Here is a 15030-nt window from a genome sequence, read left to right as displayed (position 1 = left end):
AACTGTCAATGGGTCTCGGACGATACGAGGCCGGCTCGATCAAAAGATACCGTTGCCGCGAGTAGGTCGGAGGCGACAGCCACTTACTTGAAGAAACAGCGGTCGAGTGTAAGGGGTCTCCGCAGTTCAGAAGCGATTGGCGACGCGGACGAAAGCCGTTCCGGCAAGCAGGAACATCCCGGCCAGCAGCAAGTAAATGTTGGCTAAGGAGGTTGCCTCGGCGAGGGTGCCGAAGCTGGGTGCCGCGGCCAGGGCGACTATGTAACCCGTCGCGAAGACGACCACTATGTTTGACGCATCGCCGCGTCGTCCCGCCATGCTCAATAGTGTGGGAAAGATATTCGATACGCCGATGCCCAACAGGACAAACCCGAATAGCGCCACAGGCACCATCTTGGCAGAGGCGACAATCGAGAGACCGACGATCACGAGGCCTGTCGAGATTGCAAGAAGTTGCTTCTCGCCCACGAGCGTTCTGAAGCGATCGCCAGCCAATCGACAGATTGCCATGGCGCTTGCGAACGCCGCATAGCCGAGTCCAGAGAAGCTGAAATCGAGCGCAAAATGGCCAGTTAGGAAGAGGGGACCCCAGTCACGGACCGCTGCGTCTGTCGACATGCACACACCGGCAAGCAGGCCTGCAACAACTAGCAGCCACTTTGGGCTGATTGGCCGGGCTGCCGTAGCGCCCTCACTTGGCCTTGCAGCGAGAAGCTTGCTCTGGTTTGCCACGAAGAGACTCGAGAGTAATAGCGCGGCTATTAGCGCACCCAACGAGCTCCCCGCAAATTTGACAAGCAGGCCCCCCGAGGCGGCACCTGTAAGCCCGCCAAGGCTCCACATAGCGTGGAATGTCGACATGAGGGCCTTTTGGGATAAGCGCTCTGCCTCGACCGCCTGCGCATTCATGGCGACGTCCATGAAATTGCCCGCAAGTCCCAGCATCAGCAGGACCAGGGGGAACAGGTTTGGGGCATTCGTGAACGAGGCCAACACGACCGTCGCCAGGAGAAGGGGCGCCGACACTCGAACCACTTGTTTGCTGCCGAAACGCGTGATGAGAGACCGGCTCGCCAGCATGGCGAATAGTGAGCCCGCGACAATCATGAACAGCGACCAGCCGAACTGACTGTCTGGTATCGAGAGGCGCGCCTTGATTGTCGGCACAAGTGAAGACCAGGTGCCGAATATGCAGCCATGCAGGAAGAAAATGGAGAAAATAGCCGTGCGGCTCTTGCGGTCGTCTATTGAGGGCCAGGCAGGTTGATCTGCGAAGCGCTTCGGAATTTCCAACACCGTTTGGTTCTCCACTGGCGCCTTGCGCCTCGGTCAATGCCACCCGACGGCATGCCGGGCTCGGTCCAACGCATGCCGACTGGCCTGTCTCTTCTATGAGGCGAAAACCTTTGAATACACGCAGAGAACCCCTGCTAGGAGCACCTGATGGTCAGCTCACCGCACTCATCTTACATCGCGGCAGCTACAGGGCGATTTCGCAGGTAAAGCTTTGCATTCGCAATCTGACGCACGGGAGACGTCTTTCTAAGAGAAAGTAGATGTCGACCCTGCAGCGCAGTAGAATGCGGGTCTACCCGGTTCTAGTAACCTGAAGGGTTCACGTCATCAGCGAGCCGCTCAATGCGGCTGAAGATCCCTAGCGCATCGGAATATCCGCTGGATTCAAAATGGAGCGGTTCGACCGGAACCGCTCCTCGTGAATGAACCTCAGACCTGCACCGAGCGGCCGGTCTTTGCCGCTTCGCGTGCGGCCACGGCAAATTTCAAAGATTTCAAACCGTCGCGACCTGTTACCGTTGGTGAGCCATTGCCAGCCATGGCTGCATTGAAGTCACGGACAACCTTGTCGTAGGCATTCACATGGTCGATCTGCTCTTCGACCTGTTCGCCATTCTTGCGCACGAACACACGTCCACCACCACGCTGGAGCAGAACGTCGTCCGCAAAAACGGAAGCCTTTGTGCCAAAGAGCTCAACCGTCGTTCTAGCGTGATCAATAGCAAAGCTCTCGGTAATCCGAACAATTGTGCCGGTCTTCATTCGTGCGACGATCGCGACCGTATCCTCGACTTCCTTCGACGTTATCCCATTGTTGGCGGTCATCGCTACGACCTCCTGCGCCTCCGTGCCCAGGACGTAGTGCAAAAGGTCTGCGTCATGCACGGTAAGATCAAAGAACACGCCGGCTCCGGCGGTCACGGAATCGGTTCTCCAGCCGCGATTGGCGACCGGAAGCAGCACACCGAACGTCATGCGGGCCGCGACCAGTGCGCCCAGTTCACCATTCTTCACCAAATCGTGGAGCCTGATGTGGGTCGCCATGTTCCGCAGATGGTGATTGATGCCCAAAACGCGTTTGTGCGTTTCGGCGGCCGCAACCATGGCTTCGGCCTCGGCGATTGTCATTGCCATTGGCTTCTCGCCGAGCACATGTTTGCCCGCCACGATTGCCGCAATCGCATCGGGGGCATGCTTTTCATTGGTGTTGCTTATATAAACGGCGTCGACATCCGAGCGAAGCAGCGCTTCGATGGTATCGTAGACCTGCGGGATGCCGTTTCGCTCGGCGTAGGCGCGTCCACGGGCCGTATCGGAGGAGAACACTGCGGCGACCTCGCTGTTCGGAGCGCTGTTGATGGCCGGTATCAGCCACTCCTCGGCAATCCGGCTGGCGCCGACCAGTCCCCATTTGTAAATTTTGCTCATCGATTTCTTCCTGCTGGAATTCATGGTCATGGAGGGGGCTCATTCCAAGCTGACACACGAGGGCCCTCAAGCCCCCTGCAGAATGGAGAGACGAAACTCCGATTGCGCTCAGCCGATCCGCGGCTACCGGTTGCTATCGGCGGCGATTAGTTTCGTGACGATTTGGCTCGGAACGCGTGTGGCGCCCTTCTGGCAAGCATTTCTTCAGTGCGCCCTTTTTGACGAACGGCTTGGGTGCTTGATAGAGGTGGACGAAGAGCGCCTTCTCGCTCGGGCCTCTTCACCGCGCTTATCTTTACATCGGCGGGGTCCCACGGCGATTTCGCAGACAGAGCTTTGCATTCGCGATTTGACGCACAGGAAACGCCACTTTGAGATGAGAGTTCGCGGAAATCAGGTATCGCGCCGGCTATCAGTGCCGCAATGTAGGAAAAACACGGCGATATTAATTAGATGGGTGACAATCAAGTGGGCATCATTCCAGTTCGCGGCCCGCACAGGTAAGGCGTTCCTGTCTTTAAAGCGGTCTCGTAACTACGCGGAACGATACGGGAAGTTTTTCGATTATGGCCCACGAAAAACTCGTTTAAACATGTCCTCCGGGGCCACCAGAAGATCAATTTAAGTTATTGATCTTGCTGTGTATTTCCGAGGCTGTCCACAACGCGGACTCGAACCCCCTCTTTCTGACAATAAACTACCCAGGCGATTTTCCTTACCATCTCAGAATCGCTTGAGCCGATCGCATTGTTCCGAGGGTGGGCGGCGAGAGCGCTACTGTGTTTCCCTCCATTCGGAAACGCCGCGATATTGTCTAAGGGGCTGAGCCCTGTCTCGAAGCTTCAAAAGACCGGGGAACGGCCCCGAAGCCGACGTACGTTTTCCATGACACGAACGGCTGCAATGCGCCTGAAGTTGGCCATTGAACTTGTCATGGGCCGCCGTCCAGAAGCAGACATTCGAGCGGCTGGCCGCAGTGGCACCTCCGCGCCCAACAGCGGCCATCCTCCCCTTGCTGGTGCAACCGCTACTAGTTACAAGCTCGGAGCAGCGTGGACAGGCTGCTACACGCATTACACGGGCTACGGTCTCGAACTCGGTGCGGGGCTTATTTGGCGAAGCGGCTTCGGAATTCGGTAGCGACGGAAACTCCAAAATTGGTTTCAAATTAGCCAGTCTGCTTTCGGCCAACTGCGGAATAGCAGCCGCGCTCCACCGCCAGCCGCTTCAGCAGCGCCGACACCGCGTCGATCACCGGTGTCGGCCGGGCCGTCAGCCGGCCGAGTTCCTGAACGGCGGTCACCAGCGCGTCGATTTCCATCGGGCGGCCGCGCTCCAGGTCCTGCAGCATCGAGGTCTTGTGCTCGCCGACGTCGCCGGCGCCCTTGATGCGGCGGTCGACGGCGATCGGAAAGCGCACGCCGAGGCTTTCGCCGATCGCCTGCGCCTCCAGCATCATGGTGCGGGCGAGCGCGCGGGTGCCGTCGTCGGCGACGATCGCCGCCAGCGTCGAGCCGGTCAGCGCCGATATCGGGTTGAAGGACAGGTTGCCCCACAGCTTCACCCAGATTTCGCTGCGGATGTCGTCGCGCACCGGCGCCTGCAGCCCGGCCTTGACCATTTCCTCGGCCAGCTGTGTGACGCGCTCGCTCTTCTCGCCGGAGGGTTCGCCGAGCGAAAAGCGCCTGCCCTCGACATGGCGGATGAGGCCGGGCGCGTCGACCTCGACGGCGGGATAGACGACCGAGCCGATGACGCGCTGCGGTCCGATCCGCTGCCAGATGGCGCCGCTTGGGTCGACACCGTCGAGCCTTGTGCCTTCGAGCGGGCCGCTTAGCCTGTGAAAATACCACCACGGCACGCCATTCTGCATGGTGACGACCGCGGTGTCCGTGCCCAGCAGCGGCCCGATCTGGTCGAGCGCCGTGGTCAGCGAATGGGCCTTCAACGCCAGCACCACATAATCCTGCACGCCGAGCTCTTCGGCCTTCGCCGCGGCTTTGACCGGCGCCACCGTCTCCGCGCCGTCCTCGATCAGGCGCAGCCCGCCCGCGCGGATCGCGTCGAGATGCGCGCCGCGCGCGACGATCGACAGATCGGTGCGGCCGGCAATGGCCAGCTTGGCGGCGAGATAGCCGCCGATGGCGCCGGCGCCGAAAATGGTGATCTTCATTGTCACAGCCCGAGCTTGGCGGCGAGCCCGATGCGCTGCAGTTTGCCGGTCGCCCCCTTGGGGATCTCGTCCAGGATCAGGATCTTGCGCGGCACCTTGAAGTCGGCTAGCCGCGTCGCAGCGTGGGCGCGGATATCGCTCTCTGAGGCGCTCATGCCTTCCCGCAGCACCACGGCCGCCGCCACCTCTTCGCCGAGCTTGTCATGCGGCATGGCGAAGGTCACCACCTGCACCACCGCCGGGTGGTCCATCAGCACGTCGTCTACCTCTAGCGGCGAAATCTTCTCGCCGCCACGGTTGATGATCTCCTTCAGCCTTCCGGTGACCCTGAGATAGCCATCCTCGTCGAGCACGCCCTGGTCACCGGTGTGGAACCAGCCATGCGCGAAGGCCGTCGCGTTGGCATCGGGGTTCTTTTCGTAGCCCAATGTGACATTGGGGCCGCGAATGACGATTTCGCCGGTCTCGCCGGCCTGCATCAGCCGGCCGTCGAGCGCCATGACGGCCACTTCGGGTCCGCCGGCGGCGCCGACGCTGCCCGGCTTGCGCAGGCCTGGCGGCAGCCGGTTCGAGGCCATCTGGTGCGCTGCCTCGGTCATGCCATAGGCTTCGATGACCGGGCAGCCGAAGGTCGCCTCGAGTTCGGCCATCACCTGCGCCGGCAGCGATGCCGAGGACGAGCGGATGAAGCGCAGCGAGGCCGCCGCCAGCACGTCCGGATTGCGCGCCGCGCGCGGCAGGATCGCCTGGTGCATGGTCGGCACGGCCGTGTACCAGCTAGGCCTGGCGTCGCTCAGCCACTGGAAGAAGCGCAGCGCGTTGAAGCCCGGCGTGCAGTAGATGCTGCCGCCGGCGGCGAGCGACGACAGCACTGCCGCGATGAGCCCGTGGATGTGAAACAGCGGCATGATGTTGAGGCAGCGGTCGTCGGCGCTCAGGCCGAGCGTCGCGCCGATATGGCGGGCGGAGGCCGCGACATTGGCATGGCTGAGCGGCACCAGCTTGGGGCGCGAGGTGGTGCCCGACGTGTGCAGCAACAGCGCGATGTCGTCGTCGCGCGCCATGTCGGGCGCCGCCTGCGGCCCCACTGACGGGCCCTCGATGACGAAGCTGCCGGCAGGGGCGCCGGCCGGCACGACCAGCCGCAGCACGGCGATGCCCAGACGCTCGGCCACCGTCACCGCCGGGCCACTCTCGTCGGCGGAGACGAGGATCGCCTTGGCGCCGATGTCGGTCAGGTAGAAATCGAGTTCGTCCGCCCGGTAGGCCGGATTGAGCGGCGCCGTCGAGGCGCTTGCCGCCACCGCGACGAAGCTCGTCGCCATCTCCGGCCCGTTCGGCAGCACGATCGCCACCCGGTCGCCCCGGCGGATGCCGCGCGCATGCAGCGCCGCCGCCGTGGCGCCTATCAGCTGGCGCAATCCGCCATGGGTGAGGGTGGGCCGGTCAGGCGCCAGGATCGCCGGCGCGTCATCGGCTCCGGAGGCGAGCGGGCGTGAAAGCCCTTGCGAATTTGCGTTGCTGGTCATGGTCACCGACTATCGTTCCAATCCGTCAAAATCCAGCCGCGACACACAGATGTGATGCCGCCGGCTCTCAATATCCCAACGCCATCCCGTCCTTGCGCGGGTCGGAGGCGCCGGTCAGCGTGCCCTTTTCCCAGTCGATCAGCACTGCCTGGCCGCCGCCAAGCGGGTGATGCGGTTCGACGATGCGATGGCCGCGCTTGCGCAAGCCCTTGATCGCCTCGTCGGGAACGTTGCGCTCAGCCTCCACGACGTCATCGTTGTAAAACACACGCGGCGCATCCATCGCCTGCTGTGGATCCATGCCGAAGTCGATCATGTTGGTCAAAAAATGCACATGGCCGAAAGGCTGGTAGCCGCCGCCCATGACGCCGAACGGCATCACCACGCGGCCATTCCGGGTCGCCATTCCGGGCATGATTGTGTGCATCGGCCGCTTGCCGGGCGCGATCGCATTGGGATGCCAGGGCTCGAGCCGGAAGCTCGAGCCACGGTTCTGCAGCACCACGCCGGTCTTCGGGCTGACCACGCCGCTGCCAAACGAATAATAGGTCGAGTTGATGAAGGAGACCGCGTTGCGGTCGCGATCGACCACGGTGATGTAGACCGTGTCGCTGCCCGGCAGGTCCAGCTTCGGCAGATGCGTCATCGCCCGCTCGGGGTCGATCTCGGCGCGCAGCCTGTCGGCATAGGCGGCGGACAAGAGCTGCTTGACCGGCACAGGGACCTGGTCCTGGTCGCCCACAAAACGGTCGCGGTCCTGGTAGGCCAGCCGCCCCGCCTCGATTTCCAGATGCAGCCGCTCGGCGCCATTGGGATCGAGCCCGCCAAGCTTGAAGCCGGACAGCACATTCAGCATTAGAAGCGCGGTCAGCCCCTGGTTGTTCGGCGGCATCTGGTGGAAGTCGTAGCCGCCGTAGGAGGTGCTGACCGGTGCCACATAGTCGCCTTTGGTCGCCGCGAAATCCTCTTGGCTATGCAGCCCGCCCAATTCCTTGAGCCGGCGCACCATATCGTCGGCGACAGCACCCTCGTAGAAGCCGGCGCGGCCCTGCTTGGTGATGATGCGCAAGGTAGCGGCGAGTTCCGGCTGGCGGTGGACGTCGCCGGCCCTCGGCGCCTTGCCGCCGGGCAGGAAGATGCGCGCGGCATGTTCGTCCGCGGCAAGGTCGATCTCCGGGTCCGCCCAGTCGAAGGCGACGCGGTCGTGCACGACATAGCCGTTCTCGGCATAATGAATGGCCGGCGCCAGCACCTCGGCGAGGTCCTTGCTGCCATGGTCCTCGAGCAGCCGGCACCAGGCATCGATGGCGCCCGGCACCGTCACTGCATGCGGTCCCTGTTTGGGAAGCTCGCTGAAACCCCTGTCCAGGTACCAGTCGACGGTCGCGGCCGCCGGCGCGCGGCCGGAGCCGTTGAAGGCCAGCACGTCACCTTGTCCCGCCGGGCAGTAGAGCACGAAACAATCGCCGCCTATGCCGGTCGATTGCGGCTCGACCACGGCCTGCACGGCGGCGGCGCAGACCGCCGCGTCCATGGCATTGCCGCCGGCGCGCAGCATCTCGATCGCCGCGAGCGTCGACAGCGGGTGCGATGTCGCGGCGACCGCTTCGCTGGCACGAACCGGCGAGCGGCCGGGAAACTGGAAATCACGCATTCTGTCTCTGTATCCCTTGGTCTGATCGAAGCGACATGTTCACCATCGCGTAACACAACACGGCAGCAGATCGTTTCGGCTTGTCGGCGCAGCCCATGTCGCCAATTCTCCTGATTATGCCCCGGTGATGTTTCATGCACGGACCCGATAGGGCGTTAGCCAGGTCTCCAGGGCATTCAGGGCCGAGATGATCGTGAAATTTATGGTGAGGTAAATCGCGCCCGCAGCCACGAAAACTTCGACGGCGCGATAAGTCTGAGAAATCAACCCCTGGGCTATGCCTGTCACTTCCATCAGGGTGACGATCGATGCCAGCGACGTACCCTTCACCATGAGGATGATCTCGTTGCTGTAGCTTGGAATGGCTTGGCGCAGCGCCAAAGGCAGAACGACGAGGCGCAGTGTCTGGATCCGTGTCATCCCGAAAGCGGAAGCGGCCTCGACAAGACCGCGCGGCACGCCTTGTATTGCGCCCCGCAGGATCTCGCTGCCATAGGCTGCGGTATTGAGACTGAGTGCGATGATGGCGCACCAATAGGGCTCGCGAAACAGCCACCAGAGCCCAACAGCCTGAAGCGTGGGACGGAACTGGCCGAGGCCGTAATAGATGAGGAATATCTGGACGAGCAATGGCGTGCCGCGAAAGACGGCGACGAAGGCGCGTATCGGCCAGACCAGCATCCGATGGTTTCCCTGCTGCGCCAGTGCGAGCAACAGGGCCAAGGCAAAGCCTATTGCGATCGACAGCCCAGCAAGCTGCAAGGTCAGCGGCAAGCCGGAGAGCAGGGTTGGAATGATCTCGACAAAGAAATGCAGGTCGATCATGCGTGGACCATGCCTCGCCACGCTCGTGTCTCGCCGTAGCGGAAGACCGATCCGGTCACCGCGGCGATGAGGAAATACAGTGCCGCGGCGGCCAGGTAAAAGACGAAGGGCTCCCTCATCGATCCTGCGCCGATCTGAGATTGCCGCATCAATTCCACGAGACCGATCACGGAGATCAGGGCCGAATCCTTGAGCACCAGTTGCCAGACATTTCCGAGGCCCGGCAGAGCGTGCCGCATCAATTGCGGTATGATGACGAGGCGTAGCGAATGGAATCGGGCCACGCCCAAAGCCTTGCAAGCTTCGAACTGGCCGGGATCGACGGCGAGATAGGCTCCGCGATAGACCTCGGCTTGATAGGCGCCAGAAATAATGCCGATCGCCAGGACGCCGGTTGCAAATGTCGGGAGCCCGACGAAGCCGGCGCTGCCGAAGAGTTTTCCGATCTCGGTCAAGGCGATGCTGCCGCCATAGTAGAGCAGGTAGATCGTCAACAGATCGGGCACGCCCCTGAACACCGTGCCATAGGCCTTGGCCAACCACGACGGTACAGCTCTCGGTGAAAGCCCACCGCTCGCGGCCACTGCGCCGAAGAAGGCGCCGAGCAGGAAGCCTAGGATGGACAGCGCAAACGTAACGCCTGCTGCCAAGAGCAGCGCGCCGCCCCAGCCGCCCTTGCCGAGGGATAGGATATGGAGTGCATCGGTCATTTGAAACCTAGATGATCAGGGGCGTCCGGCCGATCGGTCGACACCGACCGGCCGAACAAGTCCCCAAATGGCTACTTGACCGGCGTCACGTCCGTTTTCACCCATTTTTCCGAGATGCTCTTGATGGTGCCGTCGGCGATCGCGGCGCTGATCGCGTCGTTGAGCATCTGCTTGAGCTTGGTGTCTTCCTTCCTCAGGCCCGCACCGGTTCCGGCGCCGAACAGACCGCCGACAAAGCCGGGCCCCGCTACCGTGAAGTTCGCGAATTCGGGTTTTGCAAGCGTCGCGGCGAGCGCCGTCTTCTGAGCGAATATCGCGTCGATGCGGCCCGCGGCCAGATCGAGATCGTGCTGCTCGGTCGTCTTGTACTCGCGGATCTCCACCGTGTCCCCGAAGTATTTCTTGACGAATTCGAGCATCGCCGTTGCCGCCTGGACGCCGACCACCTTGCCTTTCAGCAAGGGCTTCAACTTATCGATCGCGGCCTTGGTAGCAGCCTCATCGTCCATTTTGAATTTCTCGGTCGAAGCGCCGAGCTTGCCCAGGTCGCTGTCCTTGGCGGCTGCGAAACCACCCGGGTCGATCGCATAAGGCTGGGTGAAGTCGATGGTCTCGAGGCGTTTCGGCGTGATGAACATGCCGGCCATGATCACATCGAACTTGCCGACCTTCAGCGCAGGAATAAGACCGTCCCAATCCTGGGCGATGATGGTGCATTTGACCTTCATCCGCTCGCAAAGATTGTTGGCGAGATCGATCTCCAGTCCGTCGAGCTTGCCGTCGGCGTTGGTGAAGTTCCATGGAGCGTAGGCGCCCTCCGTGGCGATGGTGATGGCCTTGGGCGCGTCCTCGGCCAAGGCGGTGTGCATGAAGCCGAACATGCTGAGTGCGGCCGCAACTGCGGCCAAACGATTGAATTTCATTTGGTTCCCCTTTTTTTTGTAGGCTGATTGAACGATTCCCACGCCCGGCCGCATTGCCGTTCGAGGCCATTCATGCCCGGTCGGTTTTCGTCACCGGCCGGGACTCACGAGCTCGGCCAGCAGCGGCGCCGTGCCGAGAACATGTTCCTGCATCACCTGTTCCGCGTGCTGTGCGTCGCCCGAGCGCAAGGCAGCGATCACGGCGGCATGCTCCTCGCGCGCGGAAAGCGGCTTGTCACAATCGTCGAACCAGATGCGCATGTAAGGCTCGATGACCACATGCAGCGCCGATATCTGGTGGACCAGCTTGGGCCTCTGGCTCAACGCACAGATGCGGCCATGGAATTCCTGGTGGCGGACAACCCAGTCGCTACCGCCGCTCTGGCCCGCGCGTTCCATGCGTTCGAGCAGGCGGTCGAATTCCTCGAACTCCTCTTCGTCGATCCGGGGCATCGCCAGCCTGACGGCCAACCCCTCCAGAACCGAGCGAATTTCGAAAATCTCATAAAGCTCGTCGACAGTCAGCCCAGCGACCACGCATCCCCGATTTGGGCGAAGAACCACCAGCCCGTCGGATGCCAGGCGCCGAAAGGCTTCCCGCACCGGCATGCGGCTCATGCCTATTTCAGCCGCGATGTCTTCGGGAATGAGGCGGTCACCCGGTTTGTAACGACCGAGGCGAAGCGCTTGCTGAAGATGCCTATATGCCTCCTCCTCTGCGGTGGCGGGCAAGCGTGGCTCGACGGAGAAGGCTGCTGGCACTTTGCACCCAAAAGTATTTTTGTATCCACGTATTATCAAATCCGGATTTGGCTGGAGCGTCAAGACCCGATCATGACGAAGTAGGGAGGGAAGGTGGGCGATCTCGGCTGCTTCAAAGGCACGGGGCCCGGTTCCCAGAGGTCAAATCACGGTCGGCAGCCGCAATTGCCATCCAGTGCATTTGGTGCAATCTGCCCCCATGAAGATATCGGGCTCCGATCTCCATCTCTTTCGTGTCTTTGAAAGCGTGGTCCGCAACGGCGGCATGTCTGCGGCACAGATGGAACTGTCGCTCAGTCAACCTACGATTTCCAACCATCTGACGGCGCTTGAACAACGGCTCGGCGTGAAGTTGTGTGAACGAGGGCGGCGCGGGTTTTCGCTAACGGAGGAGGGGCGGCGGGTTTACGAAATCAGCACGGAAATCACCGGGATGCTGGACTCCGGTTCGGCCCGGCTTTCGCGTGTTAGAAGCGCTTTGGCGGGAAAGGTCGGCGTTGGCATTGTCGACTGCTTAACGACCGACCCAAGTTTCCGGCTCGCCGACGCTATTGCCGAGCTTTCCAAAGCTGCGCCGGAAATCGAGCTTGATCTCAAGATCATGTGCCCCAACGACATAACGAAGGCCGTGGCGGAAAACGAAATAGACATTGGGATAGGTGCCTCCGACATCAAAGTCGCAAGCGTGCAATACCAGATCATCTACCAAGAGGAGCACGCGGTATTTTGCGGTTCGGCTCATCCTTTGTTTTGCCGAAATGACGAGACGATTACGAGTGAGGAATGCTACGGCCATCCGTGGGTAGAGAGAGGATATTGGTACGGGATTAGGCGTCACCGCTTCGATACCGCCGCGAACCGGGTAGCCTTTGATATTGAGGCGCAGCTTCTGATGGTCCTGTCGGGCGCCTACCTCGGGGTCCTGCCGATACATTTTGCGAGCATGTTCGAACAGCAGGGGCGTCTTCGCCGACTTCCCATAGCCGACGAGGCCTATTCCGCCGACATCGAGGTCGCCACGCGAACAGGCGAGCAGGCTGCCAACGTCAGCTATGTCCGTGATGCGATCATCAGGGCGCACCAGATGCATTTGTGAAAACCAATGTATCCGTTCTCTGAATGATATTCTTGCCGTGTCGATAGAGGTCTAGCCTCTCGTAGGGCTGGCGATGCGCAGCGCAAAAGTGCCGCCTGCGGACTTGCCCGCCAAACGTGCAAGTTCGACGTGGTCGCCACGTCGGGTGTCGCTATTTAGCCTTAAGGCATGGGATGAGCACGGACGCACTGCTGCTTCGCAACCTTCCTAATTTTCCGCCGGAGACGACAAGGCGCCTCGTAGCAACCCGGTACGGATCGACGGGACATACACGCAACTGGCTTCCGAGCGCGATCTGTCGTGGCGGATCGAGGGCACCGATGGCCGCGACGTCGTCGTCAAGATATCGAATGCCGGCGAACCCGAAGGCGTCGTGGATATGCAGGTCAAAGCCCTGAACCATATCTTCGAGCGCGATCCGTCCCTGCCGGTGCCTCGCGTCGTTCCCTCCCTCGCTGGCGCCCCATATGAATGGATCGAGGACGAGCGCGGCTGCCGGCACATGATCCGTGTGCTTACTTTCCTTCCGGGGAAGATCATGGAGCAGGTTGAGGAAGCCTTTTCCGCCGCCACTCGGTTCAACATAGGAGCGATGGTAGGACGGCTTGCCTATGCGCTGCGCGATTTTTTTCATCCATACGCAGGCAGCAATGTGCACCTCTGGGACATTTCACGTGCCCTGGCCTTGCGCCCGCAGATAGCAAAGATCTCCGACCTCGGGCTTCGGCAATTGTGCGAGGAAATCTTCGAGCGCGCCGAGCGCTTTACCCTTCCTCAATTGCTGAAAACGCGCCGGCAAGTCGTCCATCAGGATTCCCATGGCGGCAACATCCTTGTCGATCCCAACGACAGCACATCGCCGGTCGGTATCATCGATTTTGGCGATATGGGCTACAATCCCATTGTTGCGGACATTGTGACGGCTTGCGAGACATTCTCGAAATCCGATGATGATCCGATCGCCTACCTCTGCGATGTGGCGTCGGGTTTCGATTCGACATATCCGCTCGAAGAAAATGAGATCGATCTCATTTTCGACGCGATGCTGCTGCGCCTCGCACTGGCCACCGTCATCGTCGAAGCCAGGGAAGCCACGATCGAATCCGGCATTCCCCATATCGAAAACGCCGGCCAATACCCGCGAATGATGGAGTTGCTGAGCCGGCAAGGGCGCCCGGAGGCGGTACGCCGGCTTCGTCAGGCGTGCCGGTTTCCGGTCTATCATCCCTCGGGCAATGGCAGCGAGCCTCTCGCGAACGACTATGACCTGGTGAGGCATGAGCGCGACGCCCATCTTGGTCCGATATGGCATTTCTACAAGCAGCCCCTGCACATCACGCGCGCTCGAGGGGCCTGGATGTATGCCGCCGGCGGGACGGCTTATCTCGACGTCTACAACAACGTCCCCCAAATTGGTCATTGTCACCCGCACGTGGCGAGAGCCATATACCGTCAGGCCAGCGCGTTGAATACCAACACGCGATACATGTGCGACACGGCGGTCGAGTATGCGGCGCGATTGACCGCAGATCTGCCTGATCACCTGGACACCTGCATTTTCGTCAATTCAGGCAGCGAAGCCAACGATCTGGCGATGCAGATAGCCATGTCGCTCAGCGGGCATGATGGCGGTCTGATCATTGACCAGGCCTACCATGGATGCACCGAACTCACGACGACGCTCTCCAATGAAAGCTGGCGTCACTTGCCCGCCGGCGAGCATCCCAGGCAGATCGAGACCCTGATGGCCCCGGATATGTACAGGGGCCTTTTCGCCAACGACCCACAGGCAGCCGCGAACTACGCTGCGGATGCCGACCGGGCGATAGCCGCCTTGCGCGCCAGAGGGCACAGGCCGGCGGCATTCATGGTCGACACGGCCTTGTGTTCGAGCGGCGTGCTGCGGGCGCCTGACGACTATTTCAACCTCGTCGCGAGAACCGTCAGGTCGGCGGGTGGGTTCGTCATCGCGGACGAGGTGCAGGCCGGCTGCGGTCGCATGGGAACCTTCTGGGGGTTCAGGGCGAACGGGCTCTCGGATGACAATGTCGACTTCGTGACGATGGGCAAGCCGGTCGGAAACGGCCACCCGCTCGGCGTCGTCATCCTCGGTTCGGCACTTATGAAGCGTTTCCTCAACGGCACCTATCCGCTGTTGTTCAGCACATTCGGCGGCAACACCGTCGCATGCGCGGCGGGCATGGCTGTTCTGGACGTCATCGAGCGGGAAGACCTGATCGAGCGCGGCGCCGCCACAGGAGACTATTTGCGCCGGGAGCTTGGGCGTCTGGCGCAACGGCATCCCATCATCGGCGACGTACGCGGTCTAGGCATGATGACCGGCGTTGAACTGGTGACGGATCGCTTCACCAAGGAACCGGCGGCGCGGCAGACCGATCAGCTTGTCGAAGCCTTGCTCGCACGCAACATCCTGACAGGGAAAGGCACGCCGAACACCCTCAAGTTACGTCCACCGCTGATCTGGTCGCGAAAAGAGGCCGATATGTTCGTCACGGCTTTTGACGACAGTTTGAGCGGACTGCAATGACCTCTGCCAGGGCTTGCCTGGGCCAAAGCATGTCAGGCGAGCCCCCAGAAAATCGGGAACGATCGGAAGACCAGCACTGCTTCCGC

Annotated in this window: 11 protein-coding genes; 2 read left to right on the top strand and 9 right to left on the bottom strand. The window is 61.4% G+C overall.

Annotated features, from left to right (window positions below; genetic code table 11):
* Window positions 1–126: 126 nt before the first annotated feature.
* From EN846_RS29715 to EN846_RS29675, 9 genes are all read right to left on the bottom strand, one after another.
* Window positions 127–1293 (bottom strand): MFS transporter, encoded by a 1167-nt coding sequence (locus tag EN846_RS29715; protein ID WP_187331423.1) that lies wholly within the window; start codon window positions 1291–1293, stop codon window positions 127–129.
* Between the two features lie 432 nt (window positions 1294–1725).
* Complete coding sequence (locus tag EN846_RS29710; RefSeq protein ID WP_128346541.1) at window positions 1726–2754, bottom strand: Gfo/Idh/MocA family oxidoreductase; 1029 nt, start codon at window positions 2752–2754, stop codon at window positions 1726–1728.
* Between the two features lie 1138 nt (window positions 2755–3892).
* On the bottom strand, window positions 3893–4897 hold the full coding sequence (locus EN846_RS29705) for a 2-dehydropantoate 2-reductase (protein ID WP_128346540.1): 1005 nt from the start codon (window positions 4895–4897) through the stop codon (window positions 3893–3895).
* 2 nt (window positions 4898–4899) lie between these two features.
* A complete protein-coding gene (locus tag EN846_RS29700) occupies window positions 4900–6426 on the bottom strand; it encodes an acyl--CoA ligase (RefSeq protein WP_127308656.1) in 1527 nt (508 codons plus the stop codon).
* A 67-nt stretch (window positions 6427–6493) separates the two neighbouring features.
* The gene (gene ggt, locus EN846_RS29695) at window positions 6494–8080 is read right to left on the bottom strand and encodes a gamma-glutamyltransferase (RefSeq protein WP_127308657.1); all 1587 of its coding nucleotides are present in this window, start codon (window positions 8078–8080) and stop codon (window positions 6494–6496) included.
* 132 nt (window positions 8081–8212) lie between these two features.
* The gene (locus EN846_RS29690; protein WP_127308658.1) at window positions 8213–8905 is read right to left on the bottom strand and encodes an ABC transporter permease; all 693 of its coding nucleotides are present in this window, start codon (window positions 8903–8905) and stop codon (window positions 8213–8215) included.
* Window positions 8902–9615: an ABC transporter permease subunit gene (locus tag EN846_RS29685; RefSeq protein WP_128346454.1), complete on the bottom strand. Its 714-nt coding sequence runs from the start codon at window positions 9613–9615 to the stop codon at window positions 8902–8904. The genes EN846_RS29690 and EN846_RS29685 overlap by 4 nt, the downstream gene beginning before the upstream one ends.
* Before the next feature lie 71 nt (window positions 9616–9686).
* Complete coding sequence (locus EN846_RS29680; protein WP_127308660.1) at window positions 9687–10538, bottom strand: transporter substrate-binding domain-containing protein; 852 nt, start codon at window positions 10536–10538, stop codon at window positions 9687–9689.
* A gap of 90 nt (window positions 10539–10628) precedes the next feature.
* Window positions 10629–11270 (bottom strand): GntR family transcriptional regulator, encoded by a 642-nt coding sequence (locus EN846_RS29675; RefSeq protein WP_245478062.1) that lies wholly within the window; start codon window positions 11268–11270, stop codon window positions 10629–10631.
* Between the two features lie 229 nt (window positions 11271–11499).
* Here EN846_RS29675 and EN846_RS29670 point away from each other — a divergent pair, with 229 nt between their 5' ends.
* Complete coding sequence (locus tag EN846_RS29670) at window positions 11500–12396, top strand: LysR family transcriptional regulator (protein WP_128346453.1); 897 nt, start codon at window positions 11500–11502, stop codon at window positions 12394–12396.
* A 256-nt stretch (window positions 12397–12652) separates the two neighbouring features.
* Window positions 12653–14944, top strand: coding sequence for an aminotransferase class III-fold pyridoxal phosphate-dependent enzyme (locus tag EN846_RS29665; protein WP_348630842.1), 2292 nt, complete (start codon window positions 12653–12655; stop codon window positions 14942–14944).
* Window positions 14945–15030: the final 86 nt, after the last annotated feature.

Source organism: Mesorhizobium sp. M4B.F.Ca.ET.203.01.1.1 (genome assembly GCF_004791025.1).
Classification (GTDB): Bacteria; Pseudomonadota; Alphaproteobacteria; order Rhizobiales; family Rhizobiaceae; genus Mesorhizobium; species Mesorhizobium abyssinicae.
Note: the sequence above shows the minus strand (reverse complement) of the source record. Positions and strands in the feature narration are given on the sequence as shown.